The following is an 18772-nucleotide window of genomic DNA, read 5'->3' as shown; positions in this document are numbered from 1 at the left end:
CCCGCGTGCGCCGCGATCGCAAGGAAACACACATGAAGAAGACACGGCTCTCCACTGCGGCGATCATGCTCGCCGCCGCGACCGCACTCGCGGGCTGCGCCCCCGACCTCGGTGGCGGCACGGGCACGAACGGCACCGACGGCACCAACGGCGCGACCGCCGCAAGCGGCGGCGACAGCGCGAGCAACTGCACCAACACCATCCCCAAGAAGGACCTGCCGGTCGTCACGATGTGGGGCTGGTACCCGAACATGCAGCTCGTCGTCGACAACTTCAACAAGCAGAACAGCGAGGTGCAGGTCTGCTGGACCAACGTCGGCCAGGGCAGCGACGAGTACGACAAGTTCCAGACGGCCATCGCGGCGGGCACCGGGGCACCCGACGTGATCATGATCGAGATGGACCGCATCCCGACCTTCCAGATCCAGAACGCGCTCGTCGACATCAAGCAGTACGGCTACGAGTCCGTCAAGGACAACTACAGCGAGGGCGCGTGGAAGGACGTCTCGGTCGGTGACGCGATCTACGGCGTGCCGGTGGACGGCGGCCCGGTCGCGATGATCTACCGGAAGGACATCTTCGACAAGTACGACATCAAGCCGCCGAAGACCTGGGCCGAGTACGAGCAGGCCGCCCAGAAGGTCAAGGACGCGGGCGGCCCGGCGTTCGGCGACTTCGCCGCCAACGTCTCGGCGCTCACCATGGCGCTGCAGATCCAGAAGGGCGCCAAGCCGTTCACCTACGACCCGGCGCAGAAGGACACGATCGGCATCAAGCTGAACGACCAGGCGTCCAAGGACGTGCTCGAATACTGGGGGCGGCTGGCGAAGAAGGGCCTGGTCGGCACGCAGGACCAGTTCACGCCCGAGTACATCTCCGGCGTCATCAACGGCAAGTACGCCACCTACATCTCGGCGGCCTGGGCGCCCGGCTACCTCACCGGCGCCGGCGTCGGCAAGGGCGAGGACACCGGCAAGTTCGCCGTCGCGCCGCTGCCACAGTGGGACCCCGACAACCCGGTGCAGGTGAACTGGGGCGGCTCGGCCTTCTCGGTGACCAGCCAGGCCAAGAACCCCGAGCTGGCGGCGAAGGTCGCCTACGGGCTCTACGCCGACAACGAGTCGCTCACCGACGGCTGGACCAACCAGATCATCTTCCCGCTGAACCTCAAGGCGCTGAAGGACCCCGCGTTCGAGGAGCTGAAGGTCGAGTTCTTCGACGGCCAGCAGGCCAACAAGGAAGTGTACGTCCCGGCGGCCAACGCCTATCAGGGCATGACGTACGCGCCGTTCGGCCAGTACTACTTCGACGCCATGACCAAGCAGGTCAGCGCGCTCATCGACGGCTCCGTCACCGCATCGGAGGCCGCCGACAAGCTGCAGGAGGACGTCACCCGCTACGCCAAGGAGCAGGGCTTCACCGTCCAGTGACGCCACGCCGTGGGACCGGCCGCCGCCCGAGCGTGGCGGCAGGCCCGCATACGACCCCCTGAGCAAGACCGTTCCCGGAGCCAGAAATGACCCTAACGATGGAGAAGAGTGCGCCACGCACGCAGGGCAGGAAATCGAGCAGTCGCGGTAAGGTGCGCCTTCGCGAGCATCTGATGGGGTGGCTCTTCGTAGGGCCGTTCGGGCTCGTCTTCCTGGCGCTGCTCATCGCGCCACTGGCGTACGCGCTGTATCTCAGCCTGTTCCAGAAAAGGCTGATCGGCGGCACCAGTTTCGTTTTCCTCGACAATTACGTAAAGGCGTTCACCGACCCGAGCTTCCTCTCCGGCACCTGGTTCGTCATCCGCTTCTCGCTGGTCTCGATTCCGCTGCAGATCATCGTCGCGCTGGTGCTGGCCCTGATCCTCGACTCGGTCACGTCGCTGTTCGCCCGCTTCTCGCGCCTGATGATCTTCCTGCCGTACGCGATCCCCACGGTGATCGGCGCGGTCATGTGGGGCTTCCTCTACAGCAAGAGCTTCGGGCCGCTGACCGACATCTTCGGCCTGTTCGGCGCGACCGCCCCCGACTTCCTCAGCAGCAACCTGATCTTCTACGGCCTGGTCAACATCGTCACCTGGCAGTGGGCCGGCTACTACATGATCATCCTGTACGCGGCGCTGCAGGGTATCGACCCGGCACTCTACGAGGCCGCCCGCATGGACGGCGCCAGCGGCTGGCAGATCGCGCTGCGCATCAAGATCCCGATGATCGCGCCCGCGCTGCTGCTGATCCTCGTCTTCTCCCTCATCGGCACCCTGCAGTTCTTCAACGAGCCGCAGATCCTGCGCTCGCTCGCGGCCGGCGCCATCGGCCCCGACTTCACCCCCAACATGTACGCCTACCAGCAGGCCTTCGGCCTGGCGAACTTCACCTACGGATCGGCGATCTCCTTCGCCCTCGGCGGCGTCGTCTTCGCCGGCGTCTACGCCTTCCTGTTCTTCACCCGCAAGCGGAGGAGCTTCCTGTGACCACCGCCAGCACGCGCACCGGCCGCCGGCCGAACCGCAACCTCCCCCTGCACCTGCTGCTCGCCTTCCTGGTCGTGTACTTCCTCGTGCCGTTCTGGTGGGTGATCGTCAACAGCTCAAAGGACGCGGCGGGCCTGTTCGGCGGCGGCAACACCCTGTGGTTCGCCGAGAACATCGACTACATCGGCAACCTGCAGCAGCTGTTCACCTACGACAACGGCATCTACGGCAGGTGGATACTCAACTCCACCCTCTACGCGCTGGCCGGCGGCATCGGCGCGACGATCCTGGCCGTCATGGCGGGCTACGGGTTCGCCAAATACCGCTTCATCGGGCGGCGCTTCAGCTTCTCCCTCGTGCTGGGCGCGCTCATGGTCCCGGCCACGGCGCTGGTGATCCCGACGTTCATGATGTTCTCCCAGGCCGGGCTGACCAACACCATCTGGGCGGTCATCCTGCCGTCGCTGCTCAACCCGTTCGGCGTCTACCTCATGCATGTGTACGCGCGCGACGCGGTCCCTGACGAGATCCTCGACGCGGCACGCTCCGACGGCGCGGGCGAGATCCGCACGTTCCTCCAGGTCGCGTTCCCGCTGATGCGGCCCGCGGTGGTCACCGTGCTGCTGCTGTCGGCCGTGGCCTCGTGGAACAACTACTTCCTGCCGCTCGCCATGCTGTCGGACAACCGGCTCTTCCCCGTCACCGTCGGGCTCGGCCTCTGGCAGGGCATCGCCTCGGCCAACAACGCCGGCACCACCTCGCTGTGGAGCCTCATCATCCTCGGCGCGCTGGTGTCGATCATCCCGCTCATCATCTCCTTCTTCGTGCTGCAGCGGCACTGGCGCGGCGGGCTCTCCGTCGGCGGCCTCCGGTAGCGGCCGGGGCTTGTGCGCGGCGGCGCCGCGTGGCAAATGGGGGCATTGCCACGCGGCAGACCCGCCGGTACCGCAGCGAGTTCGGTGGCGTCCGGTGGAGCCCCGGCGTACGGCCCGGCGAGTCGTCCTGGAACTACGGCGAGCGCCCCCGCGGGCTGCGAGGAACGTCCCGCCGCGATCGAACAGGCGCACCGTCCGGCTGTGAGCTGAGCGCCGCCTCGCGCTCGCTCGCACGCCGGCCCGGCGCGGGGCCGCTCCGCCTTCCCGCGCGGGGAACCGCGAGCTGAGCGGTCGCCCGCGCCGTTCGCCGTCGGCCGGTGCGGGTGACCGGACCGGCCGCGGCCGCGACGTGGCGACGTGGCGACTCAGTGTGTCGATCTCGTGGCCGAGATCGTGCATGGTGGCTTGGCAGGGGGAAGAGACTGGTGGTGGAATCCAGGTCCGCTCAGGAGAATGCCATGACCAAGCCCGCCGAGCCGCGCGACCCCGGCAGCCGGAAGCACCGCTCCGATGAGCCGCGCCGCGTCCAGGTGCTGCTGTCGCCCGCCAACGTGTGGCGGGTCGGGTTCGCCGTCGTCGCGGTCGCCGTCGTGGTGTACCTCATCAGGTTCATCCTCACCGACGCCGGATCGCTCGTCATCGTCGTCGTGATGGCCTGGTTCCTGTCGCTCGCCATGGAGCCCGCCGTGGGCCGGCTGTCACGGCACATGCGCCGCGGGGCCGCGGCCGTCCTCGTGATGGCCGGCATCGCAGTGCTCGCGGGCCTCTTCCTCTACCTGTTCGGCAACCTGTTCGTCGAGCAGGCCGCGCTGCTCGTACAGGCGCTGCCCGACGTCGTCACCGGCGCCATCGACTGGATCAACGGAAGATTCGGCACCCGCTACGACATCGATACCATCCTCAGCTCCATCAACCTCACCCCGCAGCAGGCCGCCACCTACGCGCAAGACCTGGTGGGCGGCGTGCTCGGGCTGCTCGGCACGATCACCGCGGCGGTGTTCAACACCTTCGCGCTGCTGCTGCTCACGTTCTACTTCTCCGCCGACGGGCCCCGGCTGCGGCGCTGGCTCGCCCAGCTCCTGCCCGGCCGCGTCCAGCAGGTCTTCATCACGATCTGGGACGTGTCGCTGGTCAAGACCGGCGGCTACGTCTCCGCCAGGCTCATCCTGGCGGCGATCAACGCCTTCTGCTCGACCCTGGTGTTCATGCTGATCGGCCTGCCGTCGTGGCTGGCGCTCGGCGTGTGGACGGGCGTGGTGGCCCAGTTCGTGCCCACGATCGGCACGTACATCGCGATCGCGCTGCCCACCGTCGTCGGCCTCGTCTCGCCCCGGCCCTGGGTCGGGCTCGCGGCGCTGGCCTGGGGGATCCTCTACCAGCAGGTGGAGAACCTGACGCTGGAGCCGCGCATCAGCGGCCGGTCGGTGAACATGCATCCCGGGGTCGCGTTCGCGGGCGTGCTGCTGGGGGCGCAGCTGTTCGGGGCGGTGGGCGCGCTGCTGGCGGTGCCGGTGCTGGCCATGCTGCTGTCGCTGGTGGACACGTTCGTGGCGCGCAAGGAGATGATGCCGCTCATGCCCGAGGTGCCGGAGGCGTACCTGGCCGAGGACGAGGGCCCCGCCGACGCACCGCCCGGCCCCGAACCGGACGAGGAGAAGCCGGAGACGCCGGGGGAGGGCGACGCGGACCCGGCGAAGACGCCCGAGGCGGAGCGTCCGGCCTCCAAGGAGGGGCGTCCGGCCTCCGGGGCGGGGCGTGCGGCACCTGAGGCGGCTGAGGGTGAGCGGCCCTCCGTCGGGTCTACGCCTCCCCGGCCGCCTGGGAGCGCTGCTTGAGCTCCGCCTCGTACACGTGCCGCCGCCCGCCCGTGAGCCGGTCCCGCACCTGCTTCTCGATGTCGCGGAACACGGCGTAGTAGTAGTCGTCGTACGTCTCCACGACCTGGAACGTCCAGTGGCCCGGCAGGACGTCGCGGCCGACCAGCTCGGTCTGCAGGAGTTTGGCCAGCTCGTCGTGCCCGCCCTCGCGCAGCAGCTTCACGGCCTTGTGCAACGTCGCGTGGGCGGAGCCGGTGAGCTGGTGGAACGAGTACAGGTGCCCCCGTGCGCGCTCGACCGTCTCCAGCGCCTCCGACACCATCCCGGCGGCGCGTACCGCCTGGTCATCCGCCCCCTCGGGGCGGCGGTGCTCCTGATCGGGTGTGTATCCCATGCACTCTGCGTTACCCGATGTCGCGGGGAGGATGCGCGCGGGTTCGCGATCGTACGGGCGCTGCGGCCCTTGTGCCGGGACCGGTCCCGGCGGGTGATCCCTAAGATGGGCGATCTCGGCTCAGAAAGGATGACCGATGCCGGGCAAGACGAGCGTGGCGCCGCGTACCGCCGCCCGTGCCGTGCGCTCAGCCATCGCGCTGCCGTTCCTCCTGCTGCTCGCCGTCTGTGCGCCGGCCGTCTCGGCGAGCGCCTCACCCGCGCCATCGCCGTCGGGCTCTCCAGGCCCCGAGGTGTACGAACAGCCGGTCCTGGTGCACAGGAAGGACGGGAGCTTCGAGTGGATCAAACTCTATTCGGTGCGCCACAAGGAGACCGGCGAGTTCGTCATCATCGATTCTCAAGGCAAGGACTATGAGGATCTCGACGACTTCCGCGCCAACAACGACCTCTTCACCGAGGAAGACAAGATCACCATCCCCAGGAACTTCCCGACGCCTTCCGGCGGGAAGGACCTCCAGCTCATCACGGTCCCCGGGCACACCTCGAACGCCGGGACGTGGTGGCTGGCCGGCGGCATCGCAGTCGCGGTGCTCGTTTCGATCGGGGTGATCGTGGCCGTGCGCGGGCGCGGGGAGAGCCGCTCGTACGACGCCTGGCTGGCGGGCCTGCCGGACGACCGCCGGGAGCAATCCCAGGACGGCGACCAGACGAGGACCGACTCCTGAGCGCCGGACCGACGTACCGACTCCTGAGCGCCGGACCGACGTCAGGCCGAGTCGCCGCTCACGTGCCGGACCGTGAACGGCGAGCATGACGGCGACGCGCCGCTCGTCGGCGCGGAGCTCGCGTTAAGGCGTCGCTGCCCTCCAACCCGCCGTCGATGGCGGCGGGAAAGGAGGCGCCGCCGGTCGCGGCAAGCGGTTCACGCGGGCTTGGGCAGGTCGTACGTGACGCCGGTGAGGCGCTCCGACAGCTCCCAGACGCGGCCGGCCGTGACCGCGTCGTACAGGGCGGGCTCGCGAGTGCGCCGGGTCGGCTCGCCGCGCATCTGCAGCGGCCAGTCGGGCACGATGTACGAGCCTCCGGGCAGGCCGGGCACGGTGGCCGCGTACAGGGAGGTCTTCGCCCCCTCCTCGGGCGGCCGGAACGCGATGCGCTCGGCCAGCCGCATGGTGGCCAGATACAGCTTGCCGCGGGCGGCGTTGGCGCCGCCGGTCATCACGTTCGTCCTGGTGAAACCGGGCTCGACACCCATGCTGCGCAGCTTCAGCCCGGCGGCCTCGGCCCGGCGCTGCAGCTCCATGGCGAAGTAGAGCACGGCCCGCTTGGTCCGCCCGTAGTGGAAGGCCGCGCGGTAGGAGCGTTCTGCGTTGAGGTTGTCCAGGTCGAAGCGGACCAGCCGGTGCGCCATGCTGCTCACCGAGATCACCCGCGCGGCGGGCGCGGCCCGCAGGTGCGGCAGCAGCAGCCCGGTCAGCGCGAACGGCCCCAGATGGTTGACGCCGAACTGCGACTCGAACCCGTCGGCGGTCCGTGCGAACGGCACCGCCGCGATGCCCGCGTTGTTGATCAGCAGGTCGAGCCGGTCGTGGTCCCACCCGGCGGCGAACTCGCGTACGGACGCCAGGCTCGCCAGGTCCACCTGCCGCAGCTCCAGCCGCGCGTCGGGAACCTCCGCGCGCATCCTGTCCAGCGCGTTCTTGCCGCGCTCGGGATCGCGGCAGGCCAGCACGACGTGCGCGCCGCGCCGGCTCAGCTCGCGCGCCGTGACGTACCCGATGCCGCTGTTGGCACCGGTGACAACCACGATCTTGTCAGATTGGTCGGGTATATCGGTCAAGCTCCAAGAGCGGGGGGTGCCCATGCTCGTCACCTCACGGGGGGTTCCGGTACGTACGACAGAGCATGCCCGATTTGATCATCCGGAAGCCATGATCTCGGGCGGCGGGCCGAAACGAGGCTTCGTATCAGGACGCCGGGGTGGTCCTGATACGAAGCCACTCGTCACGGGAGGATCGGGGTCCACTCCTTCAGCAAGGCGATGTCGTACGCGTCCACCGCCGTGTACGGGTCGCGATCCAGGATCTCGCGCAACTCCGCCTCGTCCTCGACCTCGTAGATGTGCATCGCGCCCTTGTCGTCGGCCCACGGCCCCGCGGTGACCAGCCGGCCCTGCTCGAGCAGTGCCTGAAGGTGCTCCCGGTGGGCCGGGCGCACCTTCAGGCGGTCGTCCTCGTTCTTGAACTCGAGCAACAGTACAAATCTCGCCATGGGCGTCACATTAGTACCAAGACGATCTTTCGGGTGTCCCGCTACCAGGTCTTGCCGGCCTGCTCGCGTATCGCCCGGTTGATCCGGTTGAAGCAGTTGGTCAGGCGATGTGCAGGATGATCGACGAGAGCTGGTCCTCGTCGAAGTACGCGGCCGCGGCGTCCCAGATCTCGTCGGTCACTCCGGCGCGCCGTCCTGGATGCGGGTGGCCGCCTCCGTGAACGCGAGCGCCGCACGCTCGGCGCCGGTGTAGAACGGCGTCTCGCGCCAGGCCACCAGGCTGTGCAGCCGCTCGTCGGTCTCCCCGTGCTTCTTGGCGGAGGCGACCCCGGCGTACACGCAGGGGCTGCAGCCGTTGATCTGGCTGGCGCGCAGGTGCACCAGCTCCAGGAGGCGGGGATCGACGCCGCCCGAGTGGACGGCCTTATAGAGGTGCCCGACGGCGGTGGTCACGTCCGGGTTCGACGGCCGGTTCATCCGTGCTTGCATGGGTCGTGCTCCTTCATCGGTTACCTGTGCCCTTGCGGGCTCGTCATCCCCATGACGGAGCGGATGCGAGGAAGGTAACGACATGTCCCAGACCGGCCCGGTGACGTCGGGGGCTTCGGCGGCTTCGGCGGCTTCGGTGGCTGCGGCGTTCGAGGCGCAGCGCGACCGGCTGCACGCGGTCGCGTACCGCATGCTGGGCTCGCACGCCGACGCCGACGCCGAGGACGTGGTGCAGGAGGCGTGGCTGCACCGCGGTGGCCGCCGGCGCGCGCCGCCGCTGGACGGCTGGGGTCGCGGCGAGCCGGCCTGTGCTGGTGGACGGGCGGCCCGGGGTGGTGGCCTGGCGGGCGGACGGCAGGCCGCTGTCGCTGCTGGCGTTCAGCGTCGCCGGCGGGCGTATCACGGCCATCTCGATCGTGACGGATCCGGAACGGCTCGCGCGCCTGGACCTGCCGAAGCCGGCCTGATCCGCGTCGGGCGGTGCTTGCGCGCCCTTGCGCCGCGCCCAGTTGGTGGGCCTCCCGTGGCCTGGCTGTAGTGGATGGTGCCGTTCGGGGCGCGGGCGGCGGTGGCTCGGCGGCGGGCGGTTGCGGCGTGTCCAGTGCCTCGGGAGTAGCCGCGCCGATTTTCCCGATATTTACGGTATTTGAGGATATTCGGGCGGGCTCTTATATGGCGACGGCGCGTGCACAATTGCGTCGTACATTCCCGGCGGTCGAATCGCCTGCGGCGCGGGGGTGCCGATCGGTAAACTCCAGCGATTACCTGCGGATAATCGCCCGTTTGCTCGCCGATACAGCCGGCGCGTTTCGCAGTCGACCTGCCATGTGAAGAAGCTGTGGCCGTGCCGTTCACCCGGGCCGGCCGTGCGAACGTCTGGAGGATGCCGTGAGTGTTCGTCCCGTGCACACGGTGGAGGTCCCGGTGAGCGACGACGGCGGCGACGTGGTGCGCGTCCAGATCAGGGAAGTGGACGAGGGGCTCGTGCGGGTGGGCCGGGGCGACGGCGCCGTGACGCGGGCGGGGCGCTCGCTCGGCCGCATGCTGGACACTGTACGTCCCGTCGCCGAAAGCTTCGTCACACGCTTCAAAGAGCTTGAGAACGCGCCGGACGAGATGGTGCTGGAATTCGGGGTGTCGTTGTCGGCCGAGGCGGACGTGGTCATCGCGAGCACCGCAAGCGAGGCGAACTTCTCGGTGAGCCTGACGTGGAAGCGCCCCGAGCGGCCGGAGGCGTCCGAGCGGTGACGGAGACGGCGCGGGCGTGGTCGGGCAGCCTGTACGACACCTTGGCCGCGGGCATCGTCCAGGTCAGAGCCGCCTCCTTGGGAGGAGCGGGCTTCCTCATCGCCCCCGACCTGGTGCTGACCTGCGCCCACGTGGTGTCGGACGCGCTGGGCCGGCCCCGCGACGACAAGGTTGCGGCGGGCACGCCGGTCAGGGTGGAGCTGCCGCTCGCCGAGCCCCCGCCGGACGGCGGCCCCCGCACCGGATGGCCTGCCTCGGTCGAGACCTGAGTGCCGGTCAGAGCCGAACGGACCGGCGACCTCGCCGTGCTCCGCCTGCGGGAGCCCATCCCCGGGGCCCGCCCGCTGCCGATGGCCGAGGCCGACGGCGTACGCGGCGGGCGCGCACGCGTGGTGGGCTTCCCGCGCGACGCGCCCGGCGGCACCTGGTTCGAGGGCAGGCTCGGCGGCCCCACCGGTGAGGGCTGGATCGAGCTGTCCAGGGCCGACGGGCAGACCGCGCACGTCCGGCCCGGCTTCAGCGGCAGCCCCGTCTGGGACGACACCCTCAACGCGGTGGTCGGGCTCGTGGTGGCCGCGCAGCCGGTGGGGGAGGCGCAGCAGGCGTACGCGCTGCGTACCAGGACCATCGTGCGCGAGATCCCCGCGCTCGGCCCGGTCATCCGCCCGCGCTCGCCCTTCCGGGGGCTGAAGCCGTACCAGGAGGGCGACGCTGAGGTGTTCTTCGGCCGCGAGGACGACATCACCGCCGTCGTCGCCGCCCTGTACGCCTCCCGCACGGTGACCGTCTACGGCCCGTCGGGCTGCGGCAAATCCTCGCTGGCTCGGGCGGGCGTGGTGCCTCGCATCCGGGCGGACGGGCACGAGGCGCTGGTCTTCAACGCCGGGGACATCTCCTCGATAAGGTTCGTGCTGGCCACCGAGCTGCACGAGGCATGTGGCCGCTCGTACGGCGTGGACAAGATCGAAAGCTGGCTGCGGGACCACGGGCTCGGCGACACCCTGCACCGCGTCCGCCGGGACGCGACCGGCGACCTCGTCATCGTCCTCGACCAGGCCGAGGCGCTGCTCAACCGCACCCCCGCCGAGATCGACGAACTGGTCGACGTGCTGTTCACGCGCTTGAGCGGCGTGCGGGTGCTCGTCACACTCCGCTCCGACCTGGTGGACGCGGTGCTGCGCCACCCCAAGCTGGGCCCGGCGCTGCTCGGCGGACGTACGGTGCCGCTCGCCCCCATGACAGCGGGTCAGCTCGAAGAGGTGATCACCAAGCCGGTGGAGCGGCTCCCTGCGGTGTCGTACGAGCCGGGTCTGGTCCGCCGCATGCTGGACGACGCCGGTGACGAGCCGGGCATCCTGCCGCTTTTGGGGTTCGTGCTCGAGCAGCTATGGGAACGCCAGGACGGCGGCCACTTGCGCAACGCGGCGTACGAAGAGCTCGGCCGGGTCTCCGGCGCGCTGGAGCAACACGCGGACGAAACGTGGAAGCGTCTCTTCGCCGGCCGCCAGGAACGCGAGAGGGCGGCGCGCCGGCTGCTCACCAGGCTCGTACGGATGCTGCCCGACGGCGGCATCCTGCTCCGCCGCAGGCTCACCCGTGACGAGGTGGACGACCAGCAGTGGCGGATAGCGACCGAGCTGGCCGAAGCGCGGCTGCTGGTGCTGCACGGCGGCGAGGGCGAGCAGGAGAGCGCCGAACTCGCCCACGAGGCCCTGATCACCGCCTGGCCCGCCCTGCGCGACCAGGTGGAGAAGGACCGGCGCTTCCTGGCCGGGCAGGCGGAGCTGGAGCAGGACCTGCGGCGGCACGAGCGCGGCGGCCCGCTGCTCACCGGTGCGCAGCTCGCGGCGGTCGAGCAGTGGTCGGCCGGGCGCGAAGGGGATCTGACGGAGGAGCAGCGGCGCTTCATCGCCATGTCACAAAAACGGGATCGGGCGGATAAGCGGCGCGGTCGTCTCCTGCGGACCGCAGTGGCGGCTGCGGTCGCGCTGATCGCGGGCCTGGCCACCTTCGGTGTTACTCAGAGCCAGGCCACCGCGGAGCGGGAGAAGGAGAACACCTCTCGCATACTGGCGAGTTCCATCGAGGGCTTGCTGGAGAGCGATCCGGGGCTGGCAGCCCTGGCGGCCGTCGCCGCCTATCGGGTCGCTCCCACTCAGGAGGCGGTGAACGCCCTGTTGCAGCGATACGAAGCGTTGAACGACGCGGCCTGGATGCTCTCCGGTTTCCAGGGCGAAATCATGAACATGGCGATGAGCGCCGACGGCTCCGCGCTGTTCGGCGTTTCCAAGGGCGGTCGGGGGACGATGTTCCATCGGCAGGCCGGTGGGAAGGTGCTGCGAAAGCACCTCGGGCTCCCAGGAAACGCGACTTTCCCGCTGATCAGCGGGGATGCCCGGCGCATCGCGTACACGCTAGACGGTAGCGACTCGATGTACTGGCACGACGTGCGCTACACCGAGCGCGACATCGTCCTAGGACCGGCGCAGCGGCTGCCCGGCGCCGCGCTGCGGAAGTTCACCCTCGGAGGACGGGACGGCGGCCACAACGTCGTCTCCTTCTCGCCGGGCGCACGGCGGATCGCGACGGCGGCCTTCGGAGGCCAGGTGCGGGTGTGGGACTTAGTGACGCGGCGGCTCCAGAACCCGCCGAAACGGCTGCCGAAGCTGCGGCAGGTCTGGTTCGGTCCCGACGAGCACACGTTAGTGGGCACGCTGCTGACTGATGATGAGCCTTGGTGAGGATCGATCTGCGCACCGGAGCCGTGTGGAAGTTTGAACGTGACGTGCACGCGTTGCTGTCGCCGAGGGTCGACATCTCGGCGGACGGCAGCGTCGCGGTCGTGTGCAGGAAACCAGCCGAAAAAGCCGTCTATCGGGTCTTCCGCGTCGCGGATGGCCGGGAGCTGACCCGCTACGTTTCTACCGCCAGGTACAGCGTGTGCCACGACCCTGCCATGTCGGCGACCGGTGATCGCATCGCCGTCAACGAGGGGAGCGGCACCTGGGTGATCGTCGGCGATAGAGCGAGCACGCCGCCACAACGATTCACCGGGCCAGACATTACCTCCATCGGTAAGATAGGGCCGCTCCTCGGCACGCCCGAGGAGCCCGTCGTGGTCCAGCGCGGCCAAGCCGACGTGAGAGGGTGGCGGTTGCACGGCGATGCCGGGCTTGGCGCGTTCAACCCGCCGGTGCTCCTCAGAGGCGGTCAAGCAGCTGTGTTCCGGACGGGGAAGAGAGGCGGGAAGATCGCGGACCGTCTGGTCGTCGCGGAGGTCGAAGGCAAGGGGAGAACGCTCGGTTCGGCGCCCATCCCTCCCGTGCCCTCCGACGCGAACCACCTACTCGCCACCAACCGGAGCCAGACGCTGGTGGCCGACGTGTCCGGCTCGAACAAGATCACCGTCTACACCCTGCCTGACCTGCGCGAGGTGAGCACGTTCACTGCTCGCCTACCTTCACGCGACTCGACGGGGAGCCAGCCAGAGGTGAACCTCGTCTTCCTGTCTGACGACGAGATCGTGACGGTCTCCGGCACCGTGGTCGAGCATTGGAACGCTCGCGACGGTCGGCGCATATCCGAACCTATCGACCTGCGTGGCGTGTTCGCAGGCGGGCTGGCGCTCAATGACTTCCAGGTACTGCGGCACTTCAAGCCCGGGTATATACAGGTTGCGCACAGGACCAGCCACAGCCTGCACGCAGTGAGTCTGGCGACCGGTAAGGAGGAGCCGAACCTGCGCATACGGCTGGGAGACGACATGGTCACCGCGATGGTGGAGCCTAGCGGGCGCTATGCCATGGTGCTGACGCGCGGTTCGGTGATCGAGCTGTGGGCGGTGGCCGATCGCCAGAACCCTCGGAAAATCTACGGCGGGCTCGGACCCCTGGCGCCCGAAAGTTCCCAGGTGGGGAGGATGGAGGAGGACGGTGACGGCAACCCCGGCTTCTTTCTGACGTTTGGACGTTTCGTCCACTTCTTGCGCTTGACCGGCTCGGGCGAGGTGAACGTGGAGGCCTACTCCTTTTCTGGCCAGCAGAAGTTCATGGCGGCGGCCGACGAAGGCAGAACGTTGCTGCGTGATCGCGGCGAGTTCGCCGATGTGCTCCGGGTCGATCCGGAGCTGTGGGCCTCGCGGCTCTGCGCCATCCTCGGACGTGACCTTGACGCCGAGGAGCGGCGCGGCCTGCCTCGAGACGTACCGGAAACCGTCTGCCCATCCGCCTGACCGCTCAGCGTGAGCGTACGGCGGCCTCCAGCACCTCCTCCACGGACCTCGCAGGACGTCCGAGCGCGGACTCCAGTGCCGGGCTGGTGACGTCGAACTCCCCCTTACGCGATGCCAGGAACATGGTCAACAGGAACGCGGCGGCCGGTCTGGGCATGCCGTCGGCGACCATCGCCGCCACCCACTCCTCATCCTCCATGACGACCCGCTCGATGGTCCTGCCGGTGATGCGGCTGAGGATGGCGGCGACGCCGGCGAAGTCGAGCGTGCGGGGAGCGGTCAGCGGCGGCGTGACGCCGTCGAACACGCCGTCTTCGGTCAGCGCGAGGACGGCGGCCTCCGCCAGGTCCTCGTGGGAGGTCCAGGACACCGGGCCGTCCAGCGGCGCGGCCAGCCTGCCGGTCTCGATGGCCGCCTCGAGGAAGAGTTCCAGCGTGGAGGCGTAGAAGCCGTTGCGCAGGGCGGTGTAGGGGATGCCGAGCCGCCGCAGGTGCTCCTCGGTGGCCGCGTGCACGGGCTGCGGCGCGAAGAGCGAGGCCGGGGAGGCGGCCTGGTGGCTGGTGTAGAGGACCCGCCGCGCGCCCGCTGCGCGGGCCGCGTCGATCGCGGCGATGTTGGCGGCCGTGGCGGCCTCTCCCCGGATGGAGGCGGAGATGACCAGGACCCGCTCGGCGCCCTCGAAGGCGAGCTTGAGCGTGTCCGGCTCGGTGAAGTCTCCGGCCCGTACGCGTACGCCGCGCTCGGCGAGGGCGGCGGCCTTGGTCACGTCGCGGACGCTGATCCCGACCTTTTCGGCGGGCACGCGCTCAAGCAGGCGGTCGAGGATCAGCGAGCCGAGACGGCCGGTGGCTCCGGTGACGATCAGCATGGGTTGGCTCCAGTCTGCACGGGATGGTCTAGGTGGAACGCCTCTAACGTTAGCACTGATACTAACGTTGTTACTGCCGTTGTTATCGAAACCGGCTGAAGGCTTGCTCTCAACGCGATGGCGCTGGGAGTACCATCGTTCACATGGCGCAGATCCAACAGCGGCGTGACCTCACCCGCGAGCGCATCGTGACGACCGCGGCCCGCCTGCTGACCGAGCAAGGGCCCGCCGCGGTCACCACCCGCCGCGTCGCCCAGGAAGCCGGATTGCAGCCCCCGGCCCTCTACCGCTTCTTCCCCGACAAGGACGCCCTGCTGGACGCCGCCGTCGAGCACGTCTTCGCCGAGCACGTGGCGCGCAAACGAGCCACCGCGCCCACCGGCGACCCGGTGGCCGACCTGCGCGCCGGCTGGGACACCCAGATCGGCTTCGGCCTCGACCACCCCCACGTCTTCAGCCTGCTGCTCGCCCGCCCGCGCGACACCCCGGCCCAGGCCGAGGGCCTGCGCATGCTGGCCGAGCTGGTGCACAGGATCGCCGTCGCCGGCAGGCTCAAGGTGAGCGAGGAACGCGCGGTCAACCTCATCCACGCGGCCGGCATCGGCACCGTCCACACGCTGCTGACGCTGCCGCCGGACCAGAAGGACCCGCGCCTGGCCGACGCCGCCTTCGACGCGGTCGCCCGCGCCATACTCACCGACGACACCGCCCCCGCCGAGGACCCCGCAGCCGTGATCGCCGCCTTCCGCACCCTGCTCCCCAGCCTGCCCACCCTCACCAGAGCCGAGGCCGCCCTCCTCGACGAGTGGCTCCGGCGCTGAACCGTCAGCGGAGGGTGGTCGCTCACGGTTCCAGGACCCAGCGGGCGAAGTCGGTCGGGAGGACGTTGCTGCCGCACAGGACGGTGGTGACGCGGCGGCCGGTGAAGCGGGCGGGGTGTTCCATGACGGCGGCGATGCCGAGGGCGGCCGAGGGTTCGGTGACCAGGCCGGCATGCTCGTACACGGCCCGCATGCCGGCCTTGATCGCGTCCTCGCCGACGAGCAGCACGTCGTCCATGACCACGAGCAGATCGTCCAGGACCTCCGGGATCGGGCAGCGGCCGGCGACGCCGTCGGCGATCGTGTCGATGCGGTCGGTCTCGACGACGGTACGGCGCTGCCACGACAGGGCCATCGCGGGCGCGCCGGTCGGCTGGATGCCGATCACCTCCGCGCCCGGGGCGAGCGCGTGTACGGCGGAGCCGACGCCGCCGGCCAGCGCGCCGCCGCCCAGAGCGACGAGCACGACGTCGAGGTCCGGGTCGTCGCGGACGAGTTCGGGGCCGATCGTCGCGGCTCCCTCGCAGGTGGCCAGGTCGAGGCTGTCCTCCACGTGGTACGCGCCCTCGGCCTCGGAGAGCTCGCGGGCCAGCAGGCGGGCGTCCTCGATGTCCTGGCCATGGAGCCGGAGGTCGGCGCCGAGTGCGGTGATCTGGGCGAGTTTGAGCGGGTTCGCGGTGGTGGCGGCCACCACGGTGACGTCGATGCCCCGGCGCGCGCCGCTGTAGGCCAGCGCCTGGCCGAGGTTGCCGGCGCTCGCGCACACCATGCGGGACGCGCCCCGCGCGGCGGCCTCGGCGGCGACGGTCTCGGTGCCGCGTCCCTTGAAGCTGCGTACCGGATTGAGCGTCTCGACCTCCAGCGTGATCGAGGAGCCGAGCGCCCGGCCCGGAGACGGGCACGGCATGGCCGGCGTGTCCAGGAACACCGGATCGATGGCGGCGGCTGCGGCGCGAATGCGGTCGAGCCGGAGCCGGACATGATCGAGACCGCTCATGGTCGCGAAGCCTGTCACGGAACGGCCCCGTACGGCGGCGTTCGTGACGGCGAATCACGCGTTGTGTGATGGAACGGTGACAACGCGGCCCACCCGCCGATCGGCCTGCTTGCCTGAGGGGCATGCGACTCATTCCCCACCCCCTGTCACGCCCGATCGGCGCCCTGGTCCTCGCCGTGGTGGCCGGCGCCGCGCTCGGGGGCTGCGGCGCCTCCTCCTCCGCTGACGACCGGCCCGGTGTGCGCGTGCTCTGGACGGGCGACTCGATCGCCGGGGCAGAGGCCCCTGCCGTGCAGGCGGCGCTGGAGGCCGCAGGCGTGACGGTCGAGAACGCCACCTCCGACGGCGGCGGCAACCTCGTCCCCGGCGACCACCCGGTCACCACCAAGGCGGCCGCCGAGGCGTGGAAGGCGCTCAAGGAGCGCATCGCGTCCTTCCGCCCGACGGTGATCGCCTACCAGATCACCACGTACGACTGGGGCACCGCCCGCCAGCAGCTCGCCGCCTACCGCAAGCTCGCCGAGACGGCCGAGGACGCCGGGGCCCGGCTGGTGCTGGTCTCCGCGCCGCCGTTCAAGATCGACGACTTCTACCGGCCGTACGCCGCCGCCATCAAGTCCGCGCCCGCCATGGCAGCCCAGGCCGCGGCGGGTCCGGGCGCCCGCTTCCTGGACGCCTCTGAGCTGTGGGGCACCGACTACGCCGCGGACAAGGCCCAGCGCAGCAAGGACGGCATTCACTCCTGCCAGCAGGGCTCGGCGGCCTTCGCCACGTGGTTCGCCAAGCGGCTGGGCGAGCTGGCCGGCTTCACCCCGGCCCCTCCCGCCGCGTGGGCCACCGGCCCGTGGACGGACGATGAGCGGTTCAGCAAGCTCGGCTGCTCCTGATGCGCGCCGGACGACGACTTCCAGGGCGTCTGACGCGGGCCGGACTGCGACGTCCGGGCCGTCTTATGCGGGTCGAGGGCGGCAGCGGTTCCGGCCACGACCGCCCCGTCTCCGCTGCCGGCGTAGAACGCCCCATCGCGTCCGCCTCCGGCGGTAAGCGCCCGGACGGCTCTGCCGCCGGCTGCGCGCCCGCTGCGGTGGGCGCTTCCGAGGGCGGGCGCGCGGCTCCGTCCGGCGCGCAGCCCGCCCCTCGCCGGGCCCACATCGCGGCGCTGGACGGGTTGCGCGGAATCGCGGTCATCGGGGTGCTGCTGTTCCACGCGGGCCACCTGAGCGGCGGGTTCCTCGGGGTCGATCTGTTCTTCGTGCTGTCCGGGTTCCTCATCACGGGCCTGCTGCTGCAGGAAAAGAGACGTCTCAACCTGGCGGCGTTCTGGAAGCGGAGGGCCCGCAGGTTGCTGCCCGCGCTGGCCGTCCTCATCGTGATGACTCCGCCGCTGGCCTGGGCGGCGGGCAGGACCGACCTGCTCAGGACGGCGCAGCAGGACACGCCGTGGGTGCTCGCCCAGGCGGTGAACTGGCACTACATCGCCGAGCGCATCGGCTACTGGAACGCCTCGGACACCCGCCCGTTCGCGCACCTGTGGAGCATCGCGGTCGAGTGGCAGTTCTACCTGGCCTGGCCGCTCATCGTCGCGCTGCTCGGCGGGAAACGGTGGCGGGTGGCGGTGGTGGCGCTCACGGGTGCGGTCGTGTCGCTCCTGCTGATGGTCAGGCTGGGGGCGGCGGTGGACACTACGCGCGCGTACGAGGGCACCGACACCCGCGCCTTCTCCGTGCTGCTGGGGGCGGCGGCCGCGACCATGCCCGTCCGCGAGGCCGTGGCCCGCCTGCCGCGCACGGCCGTGGACCTGACATGCGCGTTGCTGCTGGGCGGGCCGGCCGTCGCGTGGGCGGTGACGGCGGGGGAGGAGGCGCCGGGCCTGTTCCAGGGCGGCATGTTCGCCCACTCGCTGGCCTGCGCCGCGCTGATCGCGCTGCTGGCCGGAGCACCGGAGGGCCGCGCAGGGCTGGTCCTGGGCAGCGCGGTGCCGCGCAGGATCGGCGAGGTGTCGTACAGCCTGTACGTGTGGCATTGGCCGATCTACCTGCTGCTGCCCCGCCACGGCGGGCTGGACGGCTGGGCCTGGACGGCGGTCGCCGCCGGGCTGTCGCTGGCGGCTGCAGTAGTGTCGAAGGCCCTCGTCGAGGATCCGGTACGCCACCGCGCCCGCTGGACCACCGGCCGCCGCGGATGGGCGGCGCTGGCCGCAGCCGTCACGGTCGCGGCGGCGGCGTGGGCGGCGATCCCGCAGCCGCGGCCCGGCGCGGGGACCGTCGATGTGAGCAGGCTCGAAGAGTGAAAGGGGAACAC

At 70.3% G+C, this 18772-nt stretch carries 19 protein-coding genes and 1 pseudogene; 14 read left to right on the top strand and 6 right to left on the bottom strand.

The genetic code is table 11. The annotated features are described in order from the left end of the window. Positions 1-32 precede the first annotated feature (32 nt). From ACFMQL_RS36160 to ACFMQL_RS36145, 4 genes are all read left to right on the top strand, one after another. Positions 33-1430: an extracellular solute-binding protein gene (locus ACFMQL_RS36160; RefSeq protein WP_364050272.1), complete on the top strand. Its 1398-nt coding sequence runs from the start codon at positions 33-35 to the stop codon at positions 1428-1430. 173 nt (positions 1431-1603) lie between these two features. Then, entirely contained in the window at positions 1604-2458 is an 855-nt protein-coding gene (locus ACFMQL_RS36155; protein ID WP_364050275.1) for a sugar ABC transporter permease, read from the top strand. Next, a complete protein-coding gene (locus tag ACFMQL_RS36150; RefSeq protein WP_364050278.1) occupies positions 2455-3333 on the top strand; it encodes a carbohydrate ABC transporter permease in 879 nt (292 codons plus the stop codon). Before ACFMQL_RS36155 ends, ACFMQL_RS36150 begins: the two co-directional genes overlap by 4 nt. Before the next feature lie 458 nt (positions 3334-3791). Continuing rightward, a complete protein-coding gene (locus ACFMQL_RS36145) occupies positions 3792-5168 on the top strand; it encodes an AI-2E family transporter (RefSeq protein ID WP_364050281.1) in 1377 nt (458 codons plus the stop codon). Here ACFMQL_RS36145 and ACFMQL_RS36140 read toward each other — a convergent pair. Beyond that, positions 5134-5544, bottom strand: coding sequence for a hypothetical protein (locus tag ACFMQL_RS36140; RefSeq protein WP_364050284.1), 411 nt, complete (start codon positions 5542-5544; stop codon positions 5134-5136). The genes ACFMQL_RS36145 and ACFMQL_RS36140 overlap by 35 nt on opposite strands. 136 nt (positions 5545-5680) lie before the next feature. On the opposite strand from ACFMQL_RS36140, the gene ACFMQL_RS36135 reads away from it, so the two are divergent. Beyond that, a complete protein-coding gene (locus ACFMQL_RS36135; RefSeq protein ID WP_364050287.1) occupies positions 5681-6271 on the top strand; it encodes a hypothetical protein in 591 nt (196 codons plus the stop codon). Positions 6272-6468: 197 nt separating this feature from the next. Here the strand turns inward: ACFMQL_RS36135 and ACFMQL_RS36130 are convergent, their stop codons facing one another. The 3 genes from ACFMQL_RS36130 to ACFMQL_RS36120 form a co-directional block, all read right to left on the bottom strand. Then, entirely contained in the window at positions 6469-7410 is a 942-nt protein-coding gene (locus ACFMQL_RS36130) for an oxidoreductase (RefSeq protein ID WP_364050290.1), read from the bottom strand. Between the two features lie 140 nt (positions 7411-7550). Next, the gene (locus tag ACFMQL_RS36125) at positions 7551-7817 is read right to left on the bottom strand and encodes a YciI family protein (RefSeq protein ID WP_364050293.1); all 267 of its coding nucleotides are present in this window, start codon (positions 7815-7817) and stop codon (positions 7551-7553) included. Positions 7818-7994: 177 nt separating this feature from the next. Continuing rightward, positions 7995-8306 carry a carboxymuconolactone decarboxylase family protein gene (locus tag ACFMQL_RS36120; RefSeq protein WP_364050296.1) on the bottom strand — a complete coding sequence of 104 codons (312 nt, stop codon included), beginning with the start codon at positions 8304-8306 and terminating at the stop codon, positions 7995-7997. Positions 8307-8388: 82 nt separating this feature from the next. On the opposite strand from ACFMQL_RS36120, the pseudogene ACFMQL_RS36115 reads away from it, so the two are divergent. From ACFMQL_RS36115 to ACFMQL_RS36090, 6 genes and pseudogenes are all read left to right on the top strand, one after another. Further along, positions 8389-8541 (top strand): annotated as a pseudogene (locus tag ACFMQL_RS36115) (hypothetical protein); the annotation flags it as partial. 79 nt (positions 8542-8620) lie between these two features. Continuing rightward, positions 8621-8773, top strand: a complete 153-nt coding sequence (locus tag ACFMQL_RS36110; protein ID WP_364057570.1) for a hypothetical protein — start codon at positions 8621-8623, stop codon at positions 8771-8773. A 421-nt stretch (positions 8774-9194) separates the two neighbouring features. Then, the gene (locus ACFMQL_RS36105; protein ID WP_364050299.1) at positions 9195-9554 is read left to right on the top strand and encodes a CU044_2847 family protein; all 360 of its coding nucleotides are present in this window, start codon (positions 9195-9197) and stop codon (positions 9552-9554) included. After that, complete coding sequence (locus ACFMQL_RS36100) at positions 9551-9823, top strand: hypothetical protein (RefSeq protein ID WP_378789293.1); 273 nt, start codon at positions 9551-9553, stop codon at positions 9821-9823. Before ACFMQL_RS36105 ends, ACFMQL_RS36100 begins: the two co-directional genes overlap by 4 nt. Beyond that, positions 9824-12295, top strand: coding sequence for a trypsin-like peptidase domain-containing protein (locus tag ACFMQL_RS36095; protein WP_378789291.1), 2472 nt, complete (start codon positions 9824-9826; stop codon positions 12293-12295). Next, a complete protein-coding gene (locus tag ACFMQL_RS36090; RefSeq protein WP_378789289.1) occupies positions 12292-13785 on the top strand; it encodes a hypothetical protein in 1494 nt (497 codons plus the stop codon). Before ACFMQL_RS36095 ends, ACFMQL_RS36090 begins: the two co-directional genes overlap by 4 nt. A 4-nt stretch (positions 13786-13789) precedes the next feature. Here the strand turns inward: ACFMQL_RS36090 and ACFMQL_RS36085 are convergent, their stop codons facing one another. Beyond that, entirely contained in the window at positions 13790-14653 is an 864-nt protein-coding gene (locus tag ACFMQL_RS36085) for an NAD(P)H-binding protein (RefSeq protein ID WP_378789287.1), read from the bottom strand. A gap of 143 nt (positions 14654-14796) precedes the next feature. Between ACFMQL_RS36085 and ACFMQL_RS36080 the strand changes: the two genes are divergently transcribed. Beyond that, entirely contained in the window at positions 14797-15474 is a 678-nt protein-coding gene (locus tag ACFMQL_RS36080; protein WP_364050311.1) for a TetR/AcrR family transcriptional regulator, read from the top strand. Between the two features lie 22 nt (positions 15475-15496). Here ACFMQL_RS36080 and ACFMQL_RS36075 read toward each other — a convergent pair whose 3' ends face one another. Continuing rightward, entirely contained in the window at positions 15497-16471 is a 975-nt protein-coding gene (locus ACFMQL_RS36075; RefSeq protein ID WP_378789284.1) for a threonine/serine dehydratase, read from the bottom strand. A 122-nt stretch (positions 16472-16593) separates the two neighbouring features. Between ACFMQL_RS36075 and ACFMQL_RS36070 the strand changes: the two genes are divergently transcribed. Both ACFMQL_RS36070 and ACFMQL_RS36065 read left to right on the top strand, forming a co-directional pair. After that, positions 16594-17358 (top strand): SGNH hydrolase domain-containing protein, encoded by a 765-nt coding sequence (locus ACFMQL_RS36070; RefSeq protein WP_364050317.1) that lies wholly within the window; start codon positions 16594-16596, stop codon positions 17356-17358. A gap of 197 nt (positions 17359-17555) precedes the next feature. Continuing rightward, positions 17556-18761 carry an acyltransferase family protein gene (locus ACFMQL_RS36065; protein WP_378789282.1) on the top strand — a complete coding sequence of 402 codons (1206 nt, stop codon included), beginning with the start codon at positions 17556-17558 and terminating at the stop codon, positions 18759-18761. Positions 18762-18772: the final 11 nt, after the last annotated feature.

Origin of the sequence: Nonomuraea fastidiosa (assembly GCF_042751225.1) — a bacterium.
GTDB lineage: Bacteria > Actinomycetota > Actinomycetes > Streptosporangiales > Streptosporangiaceae > Nonomuraea > Nonomuraea fastidiosa.
Note: the sequence above shows the minus strand (reverse complement) of the source record. Positions and strands in the feature narration are given on the sequence as shown.

Excerpts from the sequence above, each read along its gene's own strand:
- ACFMQL_RS36160 (WP_364050272.1), top strand. The coding sequence starts at position 33 with ATGAAGAAGACACGGCTCTCCACTGCGGCGATCATGCTCGCCGCCGCG.
- ACFMQL_RS36155 (WP_364050275.1), top strand. The coding sequence starts at position 1,604 with ATGGGGTGGCTCTTCGTAGGGCCGTTCGGGCTCGTCTTCCTGGCGCTG.
- ACFMQL_RS36145 (WP_364050281.1), top strand. The coding sequence starts at position 3,792 with ATGACCAAGCCCGCCGAGCCGCGCGACCCCGGCAGCCGGAAGCACCGC.
- ACFMQL_RS36140 (WP_364050284.1), bottom strand. The coding sequence starts at position 5,544 with ATGGGATACACACCCGATCAGGAGCACCGCCGCCCCGAGGGGGCGGAT.
- ACFMQL_RS36135 (WP_364050287.1), top strand. The coding sequence starts at position 5,681 with ATGCCGGGCAAGACGAGCGTGGCGCCGCGTACCGCCGCCCGTGCCGTG.
- ACFMQL_RS36130 (WP_364050290.1), bottom strand. The coding sequence starts at position 7,410 with ATGGGCACCCCCCGCTCTTGGAGCTTGACCGATATACCCGACCAATCT.
- ACFMQL_RS36125 (WP_364050293.1), bottom strand. The coding sequence starts at position 7,817 with ATGGCGAGATTTGTACTGTTGCTCGAGTTCAAGAACGAGGACGACCGC.
- ACFMQL_RS36120 (WP_364050296.1), bottom strand. The coding sequence starts at position 8,306 with ATGCAAGCACGGATGAACCGGCCGTCGAACCCGGACGTGACCACCGCC.
- ACFMQL_RS36085 (WP_378789287.1), bottom strand. The coding sequence starts at position 14,653 with ATGCTGATCGTCACCGGAGCCACCGGCCGTCTCGGCTCGCTGATCCTC.
- ACFMQL_RS36080 (WP_364050311.1), top strand. The coding sequence starts at position 14,797 with ATGGCGCAGATCCAACAGCGGCGTGACCTCACCCGCGAGCGCATCGTG.
- ACFMQL_RS36075 (WP_378789284.1), bottom strand. The coding sequence starts at position 16,471 with ATGAGCGGTCTCGATCATGTCCGGCTCCGGCTCGACCGCATTCGCGCC.
- ACFMQL_RS36070 (WP_364050317.1), top strand. The coding sequence starts at position 16,594 with ATGCGACTCATTCCCCACCCCCTGTCACGCCCGATCGGCGCCCTGGTC.